This window comes from Mesorhizobium sp. M1A.F.Ca.IN.020.04.1.1, from assembly GCF_003997315.1.
Lineage (GTDB): Bacteria > Pseudomonadota > Alphaproteobacteria > Rhizobiales > Rhizobiaceae > Mesorhizobium.
Map to the genome: position 1 here is coordinate 25,449 of NZ_RZSN01000011.1, position 15,929 is coordinate 41,377.

Below are 15,929 nucleotides of genomic sequence, written 5' to 3' on the forward strand. Positions count from 1 at the left end.
ATGACCCGCATTACCGATCTTCGCGTCTTCGATCTGCGCTTCCCGACGTCGCAGAGCCTCGACGGGTCGGACGCGATGAATCCGGACCCCGATTATTCGGCCGCCTATGTCATCCTCGACGCCGATAGCGAGGGGCTTAGCGGCCACGGGCTCACCTTCACCATCGGCCGCGGCAACGAGATCTGCTGCGCGGCGATCGAGGCGCTGCGCCATCTCGTCGTCGGGATCGACTTGGACTGGGTCAAGCAAGATCCCAGCCGCTTCTGGCACCACGTGACCGGCGACAGCCAATTGCGTTGGATCGGCCCGGACAAGGGCGCCATGCACCTCGCCGTCGGCGCGGTTGTCAATGCGGTCTGGGATCTTTGGGCCAAGGAAGCCGGCAAGCCGGTCTGGCGCCTTGTCGCCGAGATGAGCCCGGAAGAGATCGTGCGCATCGTCGACTTCCGCTATCTCACCGATGCGATCACGCCGGCCGAAGCGCTGGAGATCCTGAGGAAGGCCGAGGCCGGCAAGGCCGAGCGCATCGCCAGCCTCGAGCGCGAAGGCTATGCCTGCTATACCACATCGGCCGGCTGGCTCGGCTATCCCGACGACAAGCTGAGGCGCCTCTGCCAGGAAGCAGTCGACGAGGGGTTCAATCACATCAAGCTGAAGGTCGGCCGCGATCGCGCCGACGACATCCGCCGCCTCAGGATCGCCCGCGAGGTGATCGGTCCGGACCGTTACCTGATGATCGACGCCAATCAGGTCTGGGAGGTCGACCAGGCGATCGACTGGCTGCGCCATCTTGCCTTCGCCAAGCCCTTCTTCATTGAGGAGCCGACCAGCCCGGACGATGTCGCCGGCCATGCCAAGATCCGCAAGGCGGTGGCGCCGATCAAGGTTGCGACCGGCGAGATGTGCCAGAACCGCATCATGTTCAAGCAGTTCATCGCCGGCGGCGCGATCGACGTCGTGCAGATCGATTCCTGCCGCATGGGCGGCCTGAACGAGGTGCTGGCCGTGCTTCTGATCGCCGCCAAGTTCGGCTTGCCGGTCTGGCCGCATGCCGGCGGCGTCGGCCTGTGCGAATATGTCCAGCATCTGTCGATGATCGACTATATCGCGGTGTCGGGCACCAAGGATGGACGGGTGATCGAGTATGTCGATCACCTGCACGAGCATTTCCTCGAGCCCTGTGTCATTGAGAATGCGGCCTACATGCCGCCGACGGCGCCGGGCTTCTCGATCGAGATGAAGCCGGACTCGATTGCCGCCTACCTATTCCACAGTTGAATGCGAGCCGTAACGCAGGTGGCCTTGGCGGCGTTACGGCGTCGCTTCTACCTGGCGCGCTTCAGTCAACCTCGACGGCAAGCACCGCAACACAATCGCCGGCCTTGACCAGGCCGGGGAAATGGCGCGCGGCCAGGAGCCCTGACATCCTGGCCTTGATCTCCTGGGGCGCGGTGCCGGTGCGACCGGTCGAATGGATGCGCGCCACGACCTGGCCTTCCTCCACCTTCTCGCCGAGATCGATCATGGTCTCGATCATGCCCTCGTCCTCGGCAAACGCAAAGCAGTCCCCCGAGGGCATGTCGAGCCATTGAGTTCGATTTTTCTCGATAGCACCATCAACGATGCCGGCATGGCGAAGCACATTGAGGATGCCACGGCGAGCGATGCGCACCGTCTCGGCCCGGGCCGTGCCGCCACCGCCGAGCTCGGTAGTGACGAAGACCTTGCCCATCTGCTCGGCCGCGGTGTCATACATGCCAACGGTATCGATCTCGGTCATGCGCATCGAGAACGGAGCCGCGAAGGCCTCGACCGCGGCGAAGGCCTTTTGCTCCTGCTCCTTGTCCAGCAGCGTATGCGCGGCGCAGAACGGCACGAAGTCCAGCGTCTTTCCGCCGGAGTGGAAGTCGAACACGATGTCCGCCCGCGGCAACAATTCGCGCTGGAAATAGTCGGCGATCTTTTCCGTCACGCTACCGTCCGGCCGGCCAGGAAAGCTGCGGTTCATGTTGCCCTTGTCGATCGGCGAGGTGCGGCTGCCGGCGCGGAACGCCGGATAGTTCATCGCCGGCACGATGATGACGGTACCGGTGACATCCTTCGGGTCGAGCGTGCGGGCGAGCTCGTAGAGCGCCAGCGGGCCTTCATATTCGTCGCCGTGATTTCCCCCGGTGAGCAGCGCCGTCTGCCCCTTGCCGTTGCGGACGACGCAGATCGGAATCATCACCGACCCCCAGGCGGAATCGTCGCGGCTGTAGGGCAGGCGCAGAAAGCCGTGCTGGACACCGTCGCGCTCGAAATCGACCGTCGGCGTGATCGGCGATGGAGGCAGAGCTGACATCGGGCTCAATCCTTGACGAACAGCTTGCGCGGCACATTGGCCAGGCACTCGACGCCGGTCTCGGTGATCAGGATCGATTCGGTGATTTCAAGTCCCATTGTCTCGAGCCACAGACCCGTCATGAAATGGAAGGTCATGCCGGGCTTGAGCTCGGTGCGATCGCCGGGGCGCAGGCTCATCGTGCGCTCGCCCCAATCCGGCGGATAGGAAAGACCGATCGAGTAGCCGGTGCGGTTGTCCTTGACGATGCCGTACTTCTTCAGCACGGCGAAGAAGGCATTGGCGATGTCCTCGCAGGCATTGCCCGGCTTGGCGGCGGCAAGGCCCGCCTCCATGCCCTCGAGCGTCGCCTTCTCGGCGTCGAGGAAGGCTTGCGTCGGCTTGCCAAGGAAGACGGTGCGCGACAGCGGGCAGTGGTAGCGATTGTAGCAGCCGGCGATCTCGAAGAAGGTGCCCTCGCCCGCCTTCATCGGCTGGTCGTCCCAGGTGAGATGCGGCGCCGAGGCGTCGGCGCCCGATGGCAAGAGCGGCACGATCGCCGGATAGTCGCCGCCGATGCCCTCAACGCCGCGCGTGCCGGCATCATAGATCTCGGCGACCAGATCGCATTTGCGCATGCCGACCTCGATCTTGTCGACGATGCGCTGATGCATGGCCTCGACGATGCGGGCGGCCTTGCGCATATAGTCGATCTCGGTCGGGCTCTTCACGGCGCGCTGCCAGTTGACCAGCGCGGTGGCGTCGACGAAGCGGGCGTTGGGCAGATGCTTCTGCAGCGAGGCGAAGGCAGCCGCCGAGAACCAATAATTGTCCATCTCGACGCCGATGGTCAGCTTGTCCCAGCTGCGATCGGCAAGCACGCTGGCGAGATGGTCCATCGGGTGCCGCTCGGTCGACTGCACGTAGTGATCGGCGTAGCCAATGATGTTGTCATGCGCGAGATAGGCGGTGCGCTTGGCGCCGTTGGCATCCTGGCCGCGGCCATACCAGACCGGCTCGCCCGAAGGCGGCACGATGACCGCCTGATGCACATAGAAGGACCAGCCGTCATAGCCGGTCAGCCACGCCATGTTGGAGGGATCGCTGACGATCAGCAGATCGACCCCCTTGGCCTCCATGGCTTTCCGCGTCTTGGCCAGGCGATCGGCAAATTCGCTTCGCGAGAATTTCAGGTTCGGCTGCATTTTGTTGGTCCTCGTTTGTTGGGCCTCGCGGCCATATTCAGCTTTCGAAAATCGTTCCCGTCTTCGCCGCCCCAGCGCGGTCGCGGGCAAAGGTGGCGATCGCGGTGTCCTGCACGCCGGTGCCGGTGAGATCCGCGATGGTGATGTCGCCGGCCGATCGTCGTCCGTGCTTTTTCCCGGCGATGACCTGGCCGAGCTCAGTGACTTCCGCGTCGGCCGCCATCGCCCCTGCCTCGATGGCGTGGTGAAGCTCGCCCAAGCGCCGCGTCTGCTTCGCGCTGTCTGCGACATAGAGATCTGCCAGGCGAAGGATCGCCGGCGCGATCTCGTTCTTGTGCTCGGCATCCGAGCCCATCGCGGTGATGTGCTGGCCGGCCGAGACGAACCCGGCCTTGATCAGCGGCTCGGTCGAAGGCGTGGTGGTGACGATGATGTCGGCGCCCGCTGCCGCCCTCGCCGCATCCGGCTCGGCACGCACCATGATGCCCAGCCTCTCGCGCAAGCGGGCCGCGGTCGCCTCGGCCTTGGCCGCATCGCGCGCCCAGACGCGCGCCTCCGCGATCGGCCTGACGAGGCGCAGCGCTTCCAATTGCAGGCCGGCCTGCAAACCGGCGCCGAAGATCGCCGCTATGCTGGAGTCTTCGCGCGCCAGATGCTTGGCCGCGACCGCGCCGGCTGCGGCGGTGCGGACATCGGTCAGATAGCCATTGTCGAGCAGCAGCGCCTCGACCACACCGGTCTTGGCCGAAAGCAGCACCATCATGCCGCCGCCGCTCGGCAGGCCGAGCTTCGGATTGTCGAAGAAGCCGGAGCTTATCTTGACGGCGAAGCCATCTATGCCGGGCACGTAGGCGGACTTCACGTCGACCTCGCCGCGATGCTCGTGAATGTCGAGCCTCAAGATCGGCGGCATCGCCACCGGCATTGTCGCCAAAGCCCGAAAGGCGTTCTCGACGCAGGCGACCGCATCCAGATCGAGCGTCACGACCTTGCGCAGGTCTGTTTCGGTGAGGATGGTCATGCAGCTCATCTGGGGCGCTCCGTCAGTGCAGCGTCGCCGCAGACGATGCGGCGATGCAGGCTCATGTCGATGTTGCGGCCAGACAGGATGGCCACCACCGGTCCTTTCGCAGTGACCTTCCCAGCAAGCAGCGCGCCGATGCCGACCGCGCCTGCGCCTTCGACGATCTCGCGCTCTTCCTCATAGGCATGCCGGATGCCGGCGGCGATCTCGTCCTCGGAAAGCAGGATGACGTCGTCGAGCAGCTCACGGCACATGGCAAAGGTCAGCCGGTTATCGAGGCCGATGCCGCCGCCGAGTGAGTCCGCAAGCGTCGGCAATTCCTCGACCTGCACGGGGCGGCCGGCATCGAGACTCGCCTTCATCGCGGCACCGCGCGCCATCGAGACGCCGACGACTTTGGTGGCCGGGCTCACCCCCTTGACCGCCGCGGCAACGCCGGCCGCCAGGCCGCCGCCGGAGAGCGGCACCAGCACACTTGCTGCTTCCGGAACCTGCTCCAAGATCTCCAGCCCCAGCGTGCCCTGCCCGGCGACGATGTCCGGATGGTCGAAGGGCGGCAGCATGACCAGCCCCTCCTCCGCAACCAGCCTGTCCACCTCCTGCTGGGCATCGTCCTGGCTGTTGCCGACGATGCGAATATCCGCGCCAAGGCGGCGGATTGCATCGAGCTTGTTTTCGGGCACCAGCTTCGACATGCAGATCACCGCGCGCATGCCCTCGAGCTTCGCCGCATGGGCCAGCGCGCGGCCGTGATTGCCGGTCGATGCCGCGACCACCCCGCGCAATCTTTCTCGCGGACTCAACGCGGCGATCGCGTTGGACGCGCCGCGCAGCTTGAACGCGCCGGTCGTCTGGTGATGTTCCAGCTTGAGGTGAACGGGATGGCCCGCCCGATCCGAGAGGCTTTGCGACAACACAGTCGGCGTCCGCTCGACCTTTCCGGCAATGCGTTCGCGCGCAGCGCGGATATGCTGAAGCGTGACTTCCGTTTTGGTCATTGGCATGCCCGCTCACCGGGCCAATGGCTTCGTCATCAGCCGGCCGAACTGCGGCCGCGCCGTGTCGTCGCCGCAAAGCCGCAGGCAGTTCCAGGCGCTCGCCTGGTTGCTGGTGACGACCGGGCGGCCGATTGCCTCCTCCATGCCTGGAACGGCGAGCGCCGCGCGTAGCGCGGTGCATGAAACGAACAGCGCATCCGCCTGCGCATGCGTCGCCTTGCGCGCCAGATCGACGAGCGAGGTAGGCTCGATGCGTGCCATCTCCCGATCGTCCTCGAAGCCGAGGCAGGTGACGCTCTCGATGTCGAAGCCGTGCGCGGCGAAATAGGCGGCCATCGGCCGGCTGGTCTCGACAGTGTAAGGGGTGAGAATGCTGATCCGCTTCACGCCAAAAGCGTTGAGGCCGCGCACGCCGGCCATGGGCGGCGTGACCACGGGAACATTCGGCTTGGCCGCCTGGATCGCCTGCTCGATCTCGGCGTCGCCGATCACCACGGAAGCAGACGTGCAGGAATAGCAGACGGCATCGAGCGTCTCGTCCGGCAGGATCAGTGCCGCGCCCGCCGAAAGCGAGGGCTGCATCTTGCGCAGATTGTCCGGCGTCGTCGGATTGGCGTAGGGGATGCGCGCGACATAGACGCCGATCCGCTCGCTCGCCACCATGCGGCGGAAGTCGACCTCGCTGGTATGATCGGTGGCCAAAGCAATCAGCCCGACGCGCTTTTCGAGCGGACGCGCATCGAGTGCGGGCCGGGTCGATGCCAGCTCGATTTCGGGCAACAGTTTCATGACTTTCATCTCTCGATCCTGCCGTAACGACGCTCCAGCCAGCGCAACAGCACGACGGAGCAGAGGCTGATGACGAGGAAGAAGGCGCCAACCAGCGTCATCGGCTCGATGTAGCGGTAATAGGTATTGGCGACGCTCTTGGCTTGGTTCATCAGCTCCAGCACGGTGATCGCCGAAAGCAGCGGCGTCTCCTTGAACATGGCGATGAAGTAGTTGGCCAAGGCCGGGATCATCGGCGGGATCGCCTGCGGCAGGATGACATGCGTCCAGGTGTGGCGGCCGTTAAGATTGCAGGCCTTGGCAGCCTCCCACTGGCCGCGCGGCACATTGTCGATTCCGGCGCGATAGACCTCGGCCGTATAGGTGCCGTAGTGCAGTCCAAGCCCGATGACGCCCGCCACCAAGGGCGGCAGCAGGATGCCGATATCGGGCAGCACGTAGAAGATGAAATAGAGCTGCACCAGAAGCGGCGTGCCGCGGATGAATTCGGCGAACCAGCCGACGCTGCGCGACACCGTGCGGTTAGGCGAGCGCCGCGCCAGCGCGATCGCCAGACCGACGATCCCGGCCAAGATCGAGCCGAGCACGGTCGCCAGGATCGTGATCTTCACCCCCTGGATCAGGGTCGGCATGATCTCCCAGACAAAGTTCCAATCCCATTCCATTAGCGGGCCCATTCCATCAGACACGCACTCCGTCGAGACCGCGCGCCATGCGGCGCTCCAGCGAGCGCACGCCCCAGGAGATGATCAGCGCGAGCGCGAAATAGATGACGAGAACGGAGACGAAGGGCATCAGCGTGCTGCCGGTCTGCGAGCGAACCACCTGCGCCTGGAAGGTGAGATCGGCAAGCGAGATCAGCGATACGACCGAGGTCGCCTTGAGCAGCTCGATCGCGTTGTTGCCGAAGGTTGGCAGCATGATGAGCAGCGCCTGCGGCAGGATGACGTGGCGCATGCCTTGCCAGCGGCCGAGATTAAGCGCGGTGCAGGCCTCATATTGCTCACGGCCGATCGACAGGATGGCGCCGCGCACAACTTCCGCCGCATAGGCCCCGACATTGAGCCCCAGCGCCAGCACGCCGGCCTGCAAAGGCGTCAGCGACAGACCGGCGAAGGGCAGCACGAAATAGGCCCAGAACAGCTGCACGAAGATCGAGGTGCCGCGGAAGAACTCGATATAGGTCGTGGCAATCGCGCGCACGATGAAGAAGCGCGATACGCGTCCCATGCCGGCGAGAAAGGCCATGACGAGCGCGAGCACCGACCCCATCAGCGTCAGCTCGATGGTGACAAGCGCTCCCTGCAATATCAGGCCGAGATAGCCGGACCACTGGGTCATTGAGTCTCAAATTTTCCTAACGTTTTGCAGTTGTTGCGAGACGGCTGCGACAGCCCCTTCTCCCCGTTCACGGGGAGAAGATGCCGGCAGGCAGATGAGGGGCAGCGCTGACCTTGAAATGCTGGCGCGCCGCCCCCTCATCCGGCTCTTCGAGTGACCTTCTCGCCGCAAGCGGGAAGAAGGGAGATTACTTCGCCGCGCAGAGCTTCTCGCGCGTCGTCGACATCGCCGCCTTGGCCGAGAAGCCGTAAGGCTCGATGATCTTGGCGAACTCGCCGGATTTCTTCATCTTGGCGAGCTCGACGTCATAGGCATCGCGCAGCGCCTCGTCGCCCTTCTTGAAGGCGGCGCCGTCGCAATAGACCGGCGCGCCCTGCACCGGCGCGATCACTTCGAGGTTCGGATCATTGGCCTTCTTGATGAGGTCGTTGATCGACAGAACGGGCAGCGAATAGGCATCGATGCGGCCATCCTGCACCATCTTCAGACCGCTCTGGCCGTCCGGCACGACGATGACGCGGTCGCGCGGCACGCCGGCATTGAGCGCCAGCTTCTCCTCGGTGCCGCCGCCCGGCGCGCCGATAGTGGCCGACGTGTCCTTGGCGACGTCCTCATAGCTCTTGAAACCCTTGGGGTTGCCCTTCTTCACCAGCATCGCTTCCGCATCGCACAGCACCGGCTCGGAATAGGCGACCGCCGCGCAGCGCTCGGGCTTCATGAACAGGCCGGCGGTGACGACGTCGAAGCGGCCGGCCTGCAGGCCGGGGATCATGGCGCCGTATTCGGAGATGGAGGCGACGATATCGTTGACGCCGAGGCGCTTGAAGATCTCGCGCGCTACGTCGGGTGCAGCGCCCGAGACCTTGCCGTCCGCGGCGACCGCCGTGTAAGGCGGCTCGTTGGCAATGGCGACGCGGGCGAAGCCCTGCTGCTTGAGCTGCTCGAGCTTTGCGTCGTCTGCCGAACGCGCGCCGGAGGCGAGCAGCATGGTGCTTACGGCGAGACCGGCGACGCCAGCCAGGATGCCAAGTTTCTTCATCGTTCCCAACTCCTTGTTTCTCTTCTTGGTTCGCTCGGTTCGGATGGCGTCCTTGCCACCCGTTTCTGGCTTTCGGGACGGCTTCGCCGCCCTGGCATGACGGTCAGACGCGATGGCCGGCCGCGATGATCTTCTTCAGGAAGCCCTGCGTTCGTTCCTGCTTGGGATGGCGGAAAATCTCATCGGGCTTGCCCTCCTCGACGATCCTGCCGCGATCGAAGAACAGCACGCGATCGGCAAAGTCGTGGGCAAAGCCCATCTCATGAGTGACGAGCAGCATCGTCATGTCGGTTTCGGCGGCGAGCTTGCGCATGACGTTGAGCACCTCCTCGACAAGCTCAGGGTCGAGCGCCGACGTGACCTCGTCGAACAGCATGATCTTGGGCGACAGCGCCAGCGCGCGGGCGATCGCGACGCGCTGCTTCTGGCCGCCGGAAAGCTGTGCCGGCATGCTCTTCGCCTTATCGGCGAGGCCCACCATGTCGAGCAGCTCCATCGCCCGTTTTTCGGCGGCGGCTCGCGCCACGCCCTTGGTCAGCATCGGCGCCAGCGTGACGTTGTCCATGACGCATTTGTGCGGGAACAGATTGAAGAGCTGGAAGACCATGCCGATCTTCTGGCGCATCTTGGCCAGGTGCCGCTCGTCGGCCGGCACCAGCTGCCCGTTGCGCTCCATGTGATAGAGCTGCTCGCCGTCGATCTGGATATGGCCGCCGTCGATCTTTTCCAGCGTCATCAGGATGCGCAGGATCGTCGTCTTGCCCGATCCGGATGGGCCGATCAGCGCCAGCTTCTCGCCTGGCATGACCTGCATCGACAAGCCGTCCAGCACCTTGAAGGCGCCGAAGCTCTTCGAAATGGCGTCGACCTTGATGATGGGCGCGGGCAATCCATTTCCCCGTTCTGAAGCGGCCAATGCTCCTAACGATGCGAAACGCGCTAAATCATGTCAATTAGGAAAATAATATCATGACAATTTTTCGAGCGCTGCACAATTTCAGGGCAATTGGCGATCCGCTTTTGCATCAGATGGCGAGCAGAAGATGCTCCGGATCGCCCAGCAGGAGCTTGGCGACAACGCTCAAGCCCGAGCGCAGTTCCCCTTCGGTGGTCGAGCCGAGCGAGATGCGCACGGCCGGATGCCACGGCGTGTCGGCGATGCGGAACGACGTGCCCGGGGCAATCGCCACGCCGCGCAGGCGCGCCTGCGCAACGAAGCTCTCCTCGGCGCGGTCGCCCGGCAATTCGAGCCACAGATGCAGCCCTTCGCGATGGGAGCGATAGTCGACGCCGGCCAGCATTTCGGCTGCGATTTCCTGCCGGCGTCTCAACGCCCCGCGTTGCCAGTTGACCAACTCAAAAGCCGTGCCGTCATTCACCCACCGCGTCGCGATTTCCGCCACCATCGGCGTCGCCATCCAGTTCGAGACGAGATGGCGGTTGGCGACGGCCGCGACATAGCGGTCGGGCACGGCGAGATAGCCGATGCGCAGGCCGGGCACGGTGATCTTGGTGAAGGAGGTGACGTAGAGCGTCCGCTCGGGCGCGAAGGCGGCAACCGCCGGAGGCCGGCCTTCGACGAGCGGCCCGAGCACGTCGTTCTCGATGATGGCGATGTCATGTTTGCGCGCGACCGCGGCGATCTGCTCGCGCCGGCTGTCGTCCATCAAGCTCGCCGTCGGGTTGATGACCGATGGCTGGACGAAAACAGCGCGAATGCCGGAGAGACGGCAGGCCTCGTCCAACGCTTCCGGGACCAGGCCGTTGCCGTCGATCGGCAGGCCCTCGAGGTTGAAGCCGAGATAGCGGGCGAGCGGCACCAGCGTGTGGTGGCCGATCGCCTCGGTGGCGACCGTCGAACCGGGCGGTGCGACGCTCATCAGCGCTACCGTCATGCCGGCGGTGGCGCCGTTGGTGAGGCTGATGTTCTGCGGTGAGGCGTCGAGGCCGCAGAGCTTCAGCCATTCGACCGCCACCGTGCGATGACGCGGGAACACCATGTTCGGCCGGAACGACAGCGCCGAACTCGACGGCAGGTTCTCGGCCAGCCACCCCAACGCCTGCTTCAGCTTCTCCAGATGCATCGGCTCGCAGACCGGCTTCAGGATCGAGAGGTCGATGACCTCGCCCAACCGTTCCGGAAGGTAGGGCGGCTCCGGCTCCCGGCGCTGCGTCTGCACGAAGCTGCCGCGGCCGACCTCGCCGGCAATCAGACCGCGGCGGATCAGTTCCTCATAGGCGCGGCTGACCGTCTGGACCGAAAGTTTCAGGTCGTCGGCAAGCCGCCGGTGCGTCGGCAGTCGCGCGCCATTGGCGAGCTTTCCGTCATGGATGGCGCGCGCGAACTGATCGGCCAGCGAGAGGTAGGCCGGGCGGCGGATGAGCGCAGGATCTGGCTGCCATAATGTCATGACTTTATTAGAGATCGAAATCAGTGCAATTGACAATCGAAATAATGCATCGTCATGGTGTCCGGAACAAAAAGCGGGGCCGGCATGGCGGCAGCGAAACTCGATCCGATCGACCTCAAGATCCTCGACGCCATCCAGCGCGACGGGCGCATCACCAAGCTGGCGCTGGCCGAGAAGGTCGGCCTGTCGCCGACGCCTTGCTGGATGCGGCTGCGCAAGCTGGAAAAGGCCGGCATCGTCGCCGGCTACCACGCCGCAATCGCCATGCGCGCGATCGCGCCGGTGGCGACCGTGCTGATGGAGGTGACATTGGCCAGCCACCGGCAAGCCGATTTCGACCGTTTCGAGCGGGTCATCCGCGACGTGCCCGAGATCGTCGCCTGCTGGTCGGTCGGCGGCGGCGTCGACTATGTGGTGAAAGTGATGGCGCGGGACATCGACGCCTATCAGCGGCTGGTCGACGCCCTGCTGGAACGCGAGATTGGCATCGACCGCTACTTCACCTACATCGTCACCAAGACGGTGAAGGAGGAGTCCGTGGTGCCTGTCGCCGACCTGTTGCCAGGCTGAAGCCGGAGAGATCGTCTGGCCCGGCGGGGGATGAGAGACAATCTCTCTCCTGGCGGCTGACGAAAAAGCCTCTCTGTCTCGGTCGCGCGGCTAATCTCTCCGCATCGCCTTGGCACCGGGAGACAAACGATGTCCGCGCATTTTGCACGCCCACACCGCCACGAAGCACTGGATCGTCTCGCCGATCGCCGGCTGCTGCGCGATCTCGGCTATATCGGGGGCCATTGGACCGCCGGCGACTCGGCTGCGAGCTTCGCAGTCACCGATCCGGCCACCGGCGCTACAGTCGCCTTCGTTGCCGCCCTCGGCGCAAGCCAAACGGCGGAGGCTGTCGACGCGGCAGCGCGTGCCCTGCCGGCCTGGCGCTCCGCGCTGCCGCAGGAGCGCTCCGGAATCTTGCGAAAATGGTTCGAGCTGATCGTCGCCGCCAAGGACGACCTGGCGCTGCTGATGACGCTTGAACAGGGCAAGCCGCTAAAGGAATCGCTGGGCGAGATCGACTACGCCGCCTCCTTCCTCGAGTGGTATGCCGAGGAAGCAAAGCGCCTCAATGCCGAAAGCGTCACCAGCCATTTGCCGAATGCTCAGATGACCGTTCGCCGCGAGCCGCTCGGCGTCGTCGGCGTCGTCACCCCATGGAACTTTCCGTCGGCCATGCTCACCCGCAAGGCCGCTGCGGCGCTTGCCGCCGGCTGCACCGTGGTGGCGCATCCGTCCTCGGAAACGCCGCTTTCGGCGCTGGCGCTGGCCGAGCTCGGCGAGCGTGCCGGCCTGCCCGCCGGCGTCTTCAACGTTGTCACCGGGGATGCGCGCACCATCGTCGGCGCGATGTGCGCTGACGCCCGGGTGCGCGCCATGAGCTTCACCGGTTCGACCGACGTCGGCCGGCTGATTGCCGCGCAGAGCGCGCCGACGATGAAGCGACTGGTCATGGAGCTCGGCGGCCATGCGCCGCTGATCGTCTTCGGTGATGCCGATATCGAAAAGGCGGTGACGATCGCCCTCGACGCCAAATTCGCCACCTCCGGCCAGGATTGTCTTGCCGCCAACCGCATCTATGTGCAGCGCCAGATCTATGACCGCTTCTGCGCCGCCCTCGCCCGTCGCATCGAGCGTCTGCGCACCGGCAACGGGCTTTCACCCGACGCCGATATCGGCCCGCTGATGCATGAGCGCGCCGTCAAGAAGGTGGAGGAGCAGGTCGCAGACGCGCTGGCTCGCGGCGCGCGCTGCCTCATCGGCGGCAAGCGCCATGCGGCCGGGCCGCTGTTCTATCAGCCAACGCTGCTCGTCGATGTGCCGGACGAGGCGCTGATCATGCATGAGGAAACCTTCGGCCCGGTCGCCGCCGTCACCCCGTTCGACGAGGAAGCGGAAGTCGTCGCCCGCGCCAATGCTACCGAATATGGCCTTGTCGCCTATGTCGTGACCGAGAACGGCGCGCGCCAGGCGCGCATGGGTCGCGCGCTTGAATACGGTATGGTCGCGATCAACCGGGTGAAGATCACCGGCGCGCCGATCCCGTTCGGCGGAGTCAAGCAGTCCGGCATCGGCCGCGAAGGCTCGCGCCATGGCCTCGAAGCCTTCACCGATCTGAAATACCTTTGTCTGGACGTCGCCTAGCGCACGCCGGAAGAATTCCCTGCAAGGAGAAAAAAGATGCTCGAACAGTCCAACGAACTTTCGGCCTGGGATCGCGACCACTTCTTCCATCCCTCGACGCATATGGGCACGCATGCGCGGGGCGAGTCCCCGGCACGCATCATGGCCGGCGGCGAAGGCGTCACCGTCTGGGACAACACCGGCAAGAAGAGCATCGATGCCTTTGCCGGCCTCTATTGCGTCAATGTCGGCTATGGCCGCCACAAGATCGCCGATGCCATTGCCGAGCAGGCCAAGAACCTCGCTTATTATCACGCCTATGTCGGGCACGGCACCGAGGCCTCGATTACGCTCGCCAAGATGATCATCGACCGCGCGCCGAAGGGCATGTCGAGGGTCTATTTCGGCCTCTCCGGCTCCGACGCCAACGAGACCAACATCAAGCTGATCTGGTATTACAACAACGTTCTCGGTCGGCCGGAGAAGAAGAAGATCATCTCGCGCTGGCGCGGCTACCACGGCTCCGGAGTCATGACAGGATCGCTGACCGGGCTCGAGCTGTTCCACAACGCCTTCGACCTGCCGCGCGCGCCGATCATGCACACCGAGGCCCCCTATTATTTCCGCCGCGCCGACCGCTCGATGAGCGAGGAGCAGTTTTCGCAATATTGCGCCGACAAGCTCGAGGAGATGATCCTTGCCGAGGGCCCGGACACCGTCGCGGCCTTTATCGGCGAGCCGATCCTCGGCACCGGCGGCATCGTGCCGCCGCCCGCCGGCTATTGGGAAAAGATCCAGGCAGTGCTGAACAAATACGACGTGCTGCTTGTCGCCGACGAGGTGGTGACCGGCTTCGGCCGTCTCGGCACCATGTTCGGCTCCGACCATTACGGCATCAAGCCGGACCTGATCACCATCGCGAAGGGCCTGACGTCTGCCTATGCGCCGCTTTCCGGCGTCATCGTCTCCGACAAGGTCTGGCAGGTGCTGGTCAGGGGTTCCGACAAGCTGGGCTCGCTGGGCCACGGCTGGACCTATTCGGCGCATCCCATCTGCGTCGCCGCGGGCGTCGCCAATCTCGAACTGATCGACGAGATGGATCTGGTGAGGAATGCCGGCGAGACCGGCGCTTATTTCCGCGCCGAGCTAACCAAGGCCGTCGGCGACCACAGAAACGTCGGCGAGGTCCGCGGCGACGGCATGCTGGCTGCGGTCGAGTTCGTCAGGGATCGCGACGATCGCGTCTTCTTCGATCCGGCGCTCAAAGTGGGCCCGCAGATCGCCACGGCGCTCGCGGCAAGCGGCGTCATCGCCCGCGCCATGCCGCAGGGCGACATCCTCGGCTTCGCGCCGCCGCTTTGCCTGACGCGCGAGGAGGCCGACACCATCGTCGCCAAGACCGCCGACGCCGTGAACAGCGTGTTTGCCAGCCTCTGAGGCAATCCAAGAAAGGTGTGAAACGGTTTTCCGTGGGGAATTGCGCGAAGGCAAAGGAACAGATTGACATGAATGCCATGACCAGAACCGTCCCGGCCACGATGGCCGCCGTGCAGCTCACCGGCCACGGCGGCCTGGAAAAACTCGTCTACCGCACCGATGTGAAGGTGCCGTCGCCGGCTGCCGGCGAGGTGCTGGTCAAGGTCAGCGCCTGCGGCATGAACAACACCGACGTGTGGGTGCGCCAGGGCGCCTATGGCACGGAAGAAGATGCGGCCGCGGTATCGACCTGGCGCCGGCAAGGCAACACGCTGACCTTTCCTCGCATCCAGGGCACCGATACGGTCGGCACCATCGTCGCCGTCGGTGACGGCGTACCCGCCGAGCGCATCGGCGAACGCGTCATGGTCGACTTCTCCATCTACAACCGTGACGACGATTCGCTTGCCGACATCGACTATATGGGCCACGGCCGTGACGGCGGCTATGCCGAATACCAGGCGCTGCCGGCCGAGAACGCGCATGTCGTCAATACCGATTTGAGCGATGTCGAGCTCGCCACCTTCTGCTGCGCCTATCTCACCGGCGAGCAGATGCTGGAACGTGCAGGCTTGAAGGCCGGCGAACGGGTGCTGGTCACCGGCGCCTCCGGCGGTGTCGGCTCCGGCATCGTGCAGCTGGCGCGGGCGCGGGGCGCCATTCCCTATGCCGTGGTCGGCAAGGGCAAGGAGCAAGCGGTGCTCGACATCGGCGCCGAGAAAGTGATCACGCGCGGCGTGGCCGACCTGCCTGCCGCCGTCAACGAAGCGACCGCTGGCCAACCCATCGACGTGGTCGCCGATCTTGTCGGCGGCGCCATCTTCAATGATCTGCTGCGCATCCTGCGGCCCGAGGGACGCTACACCACCGCAGGCGCCATCGCGGGGCCGGTGGTGCAGTTGGACCTGCGCACCATGTATCTCAAGCAGCTTCAGCTGCACGGCTCGAGCCAGGGCACCAGGGCCGATTTCCGCCGCATCGTGCGCTACATCGAGGAGAAGAAGATCCGCCCGCTGGTCGGCGGCGTCTACAAGCTGTCGGACTTCCACCGCGCCCAGACCGACTTCATGGCCAAGGACTTCGTCGGCAAGCTGGTGGTGGTGCCGGACGCGATTGCCGACACGAACAAGTAACGGCCGATGGCGGCGGCCGTT

Annotated in this window: 15 protein-coding genes; 5 read left to right on the top strand and 10 right to left on the bottom strand. The window is 64.9% G+C overall.

All coding sequences use genetic code 11. From position 1 onward, the window contains the following. A complete protein-coding gene (locus EOA49_RS04460) occupies nucleotides 1-1,278 on the top strand; it encodes an L-fuconate dehydratase (protein ID WP_127241148.1) in 1,278 nt (425 codons plus the stop codon). A gap of 61 nt (nucleotides 1,279-1,339) precedes the next feature. On the opposite strand, the gene doeB is transcribed toward EOA49_RS04460, so the two are convergent. The 10 genes from doeB to EOA49_RS04510 all read right to left on the bottom strand — a co-directional run bounded on the left by doeB (nucleotide 1,340) and on the right by EOA49_RS04510 (nucleotide 11,127). Further along, nucleotides 1,340-2,341: a N(2)-acetyl-L-2,4-diaminobutanoate deacetylase DoeB gene (gene doeB / locus EOA49_RS04465; protein ID WP_127241149.1), complete on the bottom strand. Its 1,002-nt coding sequence runs from the start codon at nucleotides 2,339-2,341 to the stop codon at nucleotides 1,340-1,342. A gap of 5 nt (nucleotides 2,342-2,346) precedes the next feature. Then, entirely contained in the window at nucleotides 2,347-3,525 is a 1,179-nt protein-coding gene (gene doeA, locus EOA49_RS04470; protein WP_127241150.1) for an ectoine hydrolase DoeA, read from the bottom strand. 37 nt (nucleotides 3,526-3,562) lie between these two features. Then, entirely contained in the window at nucleotides 3,563-4,555 is a 993-nt protein-coding gene (locus EOA49_RS04475; RefSeq protein WP_127241151.1) for a cyclodeaminase, read from the bottom strand. Next, entirely contained in the window at nucleotides 4,552-5,547 is a 996-nt protein-coding gene (eutB, locus tag EOA49_RS04480) for a hydroxyectoine utilization dehydratase EutB (RefSeq protein ID WP_067326187.1), read from the bottom strand. Before eutB ends, EOA49_RS04475 begins: the two co-directional genes overlap by 4 nt. Nucleotides 5,548-5,559: 12 nt before the next feature. Continuing rightward, complete coding sequence (gene eutA / locus EOA49_RS04485; RefSeq protein ID WP_067327080.1) at nucleotides 5,560-6,336, bottom strand: ectoine utilization protein EutA; 777 nt, start codon at nucleotides 6,334-6,336, stop codon at nucleotides 5,560-5,562. Between the two features lie 5 nt (nucleotides 6,337-6,341). Next, nucleotides 6,342-7,001 carry an ectoine/hydroxyectoine ABC transporter permease subunit EhuD gene (gene ehuD / locus EOA49_RS04490; RefSeq protein ID WP_067002307.1) on the bottom strand — a complete coding sequence of 220 codons (660 nt, stop codon included), beginning with the start codon at nucleotides 6,999-7,001 and terminating at the stop codon, nucleotides 6,342-6,344. 16 nt (nucleotides 7,002-7,017) lie between these two features. Then, nucleotides 7,018-7,677 carry an ectoine/hydroxyectoine ABC transporter permease subunit EhuC gene (gene ehuC / locus EOA49_RS04495; RefSeq protein WP_095781183.1) on the bottom strand — a complete coding sequence of 220 codons (660 nt, stop codon included), beginning with the start codon at nucleotides 7,675-7,677 and terminating at the stop codon, nucleotides 7,018-7,020. A gap of 187 nt (nucleotides 7,678-7,864) precedes the next feature. Further along, entirely contained in the window at nucleotides 7,865-8,716 is an 852-nt protein-coding gene (ehuB, locus tag EOA49_RS04500) for an ectoine/hydroxyectoine ABC transporter substrate-binding protein EhuB (RefSeq protein ID WP_067326181.1), read from the bottom strand. A 103-nt stretch (nucleotides 8,717-8,819) separates the two neighbouring features. Further along, complete coding sequence (gene ehuA / locus EOA49_RS04505; protein ID WP_067326178.1) at nucleotides 8,820-9,605, bottom strand: ectoine/hydroxyectoine ABC transporter ATP-binding protein EhuA; 786 nt, start codon at nucleotides 9,603-9,605, stop codon at nucleotides 8,820-8,822. Between the two features lie 136 nt (nucleotides 9,606-9,741). After that, nucleotides 9,742-11,127: a PLP-dependent aminotransferase family protein gene (locus tag EOA49_RS04510; protein WP_067326174.1), complete on the bottom strand. Its 1,386-nt coding sequence runs from the start codon at nucleotides 11,125-11,127 to the stop codon at nucleotides 9,742-9,744. 84 nt (nucleotides 11,128-11,211) lie between these two features. Here EOA49_RS04510 and EOA49_RS04515 point away from each other — a divergent pair, with 84 nt between their 5' ends. The 4 genes from EOA49_RS04515 (at nucleotide 11,212) to EOA49_RS04530 (ending at nucleotide 15,908) form a co-directional block, all read left to right on the top strand. Beyond that, nucleotides 11,212-11,697 (top strand): Lrp/AsnC family transcriptional regulator, encoded by a 486-nt coding sequence (locus EOA49_RS04515; protein WP_095800633.1) that lies wholly within the window; start codon nucleotides 11,212-11,214, stop codon nucleotides 11,695-11,697. Between the two features lie 129 nt (nucleotides 11,698-11,826). Continuing rightward, entirely contained in the window at nucleotides 11,827-13,320 is a 1,494-nt protein-coding gene (locus EOA49_RS04520; RefSeq protein ID WP_127243074.1) for an NAD-dependent succinate-semialdehyde dehydrogenase, read from the top strand. A gap of 36 nt (nucleotides 13,321-13,356) precedes the next feature. Further along, a complete protein-coding gene (locus EOA49_RS04525) occupies nucleotides 13,357-14,736 on the top strand; it encodes an aspartate aminotransferase family protein (protein WP_095800412.1) in 1,380 nt (459 codons plus the stop codon). Nucleotides 14,737-14,804: 68 nt separating this feature from the next. Then, nucleotides 14,805-15,908, top strand: a complete 1,104-nt coding sequence (locus tag EOA49_RS04530) for an alcohol dehydrogenase family protein (protein WP_095800413.1) — start codon at nucleotides 14,805-14,807, stop codon at nucleotides 15,906-15,908. Nucleotides 15,909-15,929: the final 21 nt, after the last annotated feature.

What these genes read in the sequence shown, in the direction of transcription:
- EOA49_RS04525 (WP_095800412.1), top strand. Translation starts at nt 13,357, where the DNA reads ATGCTCGAACAGTCCAACGAACTTTCGGCCTGGGATCGCGACCACTTC.
- EOA49_RS04460 (WP_127241148.1), top strand. Translation starts at nt 1, where the DNA reads ATGACCCGCATTACCGATCTTCGCGTCTTCGATCTGCGCTTCCCGACG.
- EOA49_RS04515 (WP_095800633.1), top strand. Translation starts at nt 11,212, where the DNA reads ATGGCGGCAGCGAAACTCGATCCGATCGACCTCAAGATCCTCGACGCC.
- doeB (WP_127241149.1), bottom strand. Translation starts at nt 2,341, where the DNA reads ATGTCAGCTCTGCCTCCATCGCCGATCACGCCGACGGTCGATTTCGAG.
- EOA49_RS04510 (WP_067326174.1), bottom strand. Translation starts at nt 11,127, where the DNA reads ATGACATTATGGCAGCCAGATCCTGCGCTCATCCGCCGCCCGGCCTAC.
- ehuB (WP_067326181.1), bottom strand. Translation starts at nt 8,716, where the DNA reads ATGAAGAAACTTGGCATCCTGGCTGGCGTCGCCGGTCTCGCCGTAAGC.
- ehuD (WP_067002307.1), bottom strand. Translation starts at nt 7,001, where the DNA reads ATGGAATGGGATTGGAACTTTGTCTGGGAGATCATGCCGACCCTGATC.
- ehuC (WP_095781183.1), bottom strand. Translation starts at nt 7,677, where the DNA reads ATGACCCAGTGGTCCGGCTATCTCGGCCTGATATTGCAGGGAGCGCTT.
- eutA (WP_067327080.1), bottom strand. Translation starts at nt 6,336, where the DNA reads ATGAAACTGTTGCCCGAAATCGAGCTGGCATCGACCCGGCCCGCACTC.
- EOA49_RS04520 (WP_127243074.1), top strand. Translation starts at nt 11,827, where the DNA reads ATGTCCGCGCATTTTGCACGCCCACACCGCCACGAAGCACTGGATCGT.
- eutB (WP_067326187.1), bottom strand. Translation starts at nt 5,547, where the DNA reads ATGACCAAAACGGAAGTCACGCTTCAGCATATCCGCGCTGCGCGCGAA.
- EOA49_RS04475 (WP_127241151.1), bottom strand. Translation starts at nt 4,555, where the DNA reads ATGAGCTGCATGACCATCCTCACCGAAACAGACCTGCGCAAGGTCGTG.
- EOA49_RS04530 (WP_095800413.1), top strand. Translation starts at nt 14,805, where the DNA reads ATGAATGCCATGACCAGAACCGTCCCGGCCACGATGGCCGCCGTGCAG.
- doeA (WP_127241150.1), bottom strand. Translation starts at nt 3,525, where the DNA reads ATGCAGCCGAACCTGAAATTCTCGCGAAGCGAATTTGCCGATCGCCTG.